This is a genomic window from Streptomyces sp. sk2.1 (assembly GCF_008120935.1).
Taxonomy (GTDB): domain Bacteria; phylum Actinomycetota; class Actinomycetes; order Streptomycetales; family Streptomycetaceae; genus Streptomyces.
Map to the genome: position 1 here is coordinate 2,571 of NZ_RDBO01000054.1, position 1,397 is coordinate 3,967.

Consider the following 1,397-nt stretch of genomic DNA (forward strand, 5'->3'; position numbering starts at 1 on the left):
GTCCGGGGACCTGTTCCGCGGTCCCGGTCCGGGTCCGGGTCCGGGTCCGGGTCCGGGGCCGTTCAGGCCGGGACAGTAAGTCTTCCGGCGTCGGTGCCGTCACCGCTTCCGTCGTTCTCGCCCCCGCCCCGTTTGCCCGGCAGGACGCGGGCCAGCCAGTGCGACCGTCCGGCCGCCAGCGGGGAGAGGACCGCGAGGACGAGCACGTAGCCGGCGATGAACGGCGGCAGCCGCTCGTCCAGCCCCGCGCCGGCGGCCATCGTGGCGAGGATCAGCGCGAACTCGCCGCGGGCCGTCAGGGTGGTGGAGATGTTCGCCGCGGCCTGCGGGCCGAAGCCGTAGACCCGTGCGGAGACCAGACCGGAGGCGATGTTCATCGCCGCGGTCAGCACGACGGCGGCCAGCACCGGCCACATCACGCCCGGCAGGTCACCGGGGTTGATGGAGAGTCCGAAGGCGAAGAAGAAGATCGCCCCGAAGGCGTCGCGCAGCGGATGGACCAGCTTGAGGATGCGCTCGCCCGACGTGGTGCTGCCGAGCATCAGGCCCACCATGAAGGCGCCGATCGCGTCCGCGACCCCGAACCACTCGGAGACCCCCGCCACGAACACGGCGGCGCCGAGGAAGGAGATGACGAGCAGTTCGTCGTCCGAGGTGTGGATCAGCTTGCTGATGAGCTTCGTGCCGAACCGGGCGGTGAGCGCGAGCAGCAGCAGGAAGCCGAACGCCTTGCCCCCGTCGAGCACCGCGGCGCCGAGGCTGTCCGAGCGCGACAGGATCGGCTGCAGGGCGGCGAGGTAGAGGGCGAGGAAGACGTCGTCGACGACGATGATGCCGAGGATCGTCTTGGTCTCCGGACTGGACAGGCGCTTCGTGTCGACCAGGATCTTGGTCACGATGGCCGACGACGAGATGCCGATGACCCCGGCCATGACGAGGGCCTCCGAGGTGCCCCAGCCCAGGGCGAAGCCGAAGGCGAGTCCGGCACCGACGTTCAGCGCCAGATAGACGGAGCCCGCGATGAGCATCTTGCGTCCGCCGGCCTTGAGGTCGTCGAGGTGGAACTCGAGGCCGAGGTAGAAGAGCAGCAGCACCAGGCCGAGCGCGGAGAGCATCTCCAGCTCGTGCGGATCGGCGACGAGCACGATGCCGGGCGTGTGCGGGCCGAGCAGGATTCCGGCCAGGATGAACAGGGGGATGGTCGGCAGCCCGATGCGGCTGCCGAAGCGGGCGAGGACGGCGGCGGCGAGGAAGGCGCCGCCCATGGCGATGAGCGTGTCTGCGTGTCCGATGAGCCTGGTCCTTCGTTCGGTCAAGAGAGCGTCAAGAAGTCGTCAGTAATTAGTTTACCGAACGATTGACGTCGAAACTATGCCCCTCGTCGACCGGGCCGCCCG

The 1,397-nt window shown here is 69.3% G+C and carries 1 protein-coding gene; it reads right to left on the reverse strand.

Annotation, left to right across the window (positions count from 1 at the left end; all coding sequences use genetic code 11):
• Positions 1-62: 62 nt before the first annotated feature.
• A complete protein-coding gene (locus EAO76_RS17215) occupies positions 63-1,265 on the reverse strand; it encodes a cation:proton antiporter (RefSeq protein ID WP_148836848.1) in 1,203 nt (400 codons plus the stop codon).
• Positions 1,266-1,397: the final 132 nt, after the last annotated feature.